The sequence below is a fragment of the Burkholderia sp. SIMBA_051 genome, assembly GCF_046534915.1.
Taxonomy (GTDB): domain Bacteria; phylum Pseudomonadota; class Gammaproteobacteria; order Burkholderiales; family Burkholderiaceae; genus Burkholderia; species Burkholderia ambifaria.
Window position 1 is genome coordinate 1 of the sequence record NZ_JAWRXS010000492.1, and the last position, 259, is coordinate 259.

The 259-nt window shown below is 64.1% G+C and carries 1 protein-coding gene; it reads right to left on the minus strand.

Annotated features, from left to right (window positions below):
- Positions 1-231: hypothetical protein (locus tag SB771_RS35420; RefSeq protein WP_410722094.1), on the minus strand; the 231-nt coding region annotated here is incomplete at its 3' end.
- Positions 232-259: the final 28 nt, after the last annotated feature.

Here is a 259-nt window from a genome sequence, read left to right on the forward strand (position 1 = left end):
GTAAGCGATAACGGGCACCAGCGAACAGTCCGAGTTGACCAGGTCCGGGTTGGCCTCCTGCGCACGCAGCACGGAGGTGTTGACCAAGGCCTGGTTATGGCTGATGGTGATCCACTTCGGCGATGCTTCGAAAAGCGCCGAAGACAGCCGGCTGACAGCGCCCGCCAGCGACACCGTGGTTTGCACACCCGGCACCTGTTGCAGCGCCCACCCCAGGCGGTCAACCTCCATCTGTGTCTGCCATGCTTCGCAGCCGCCG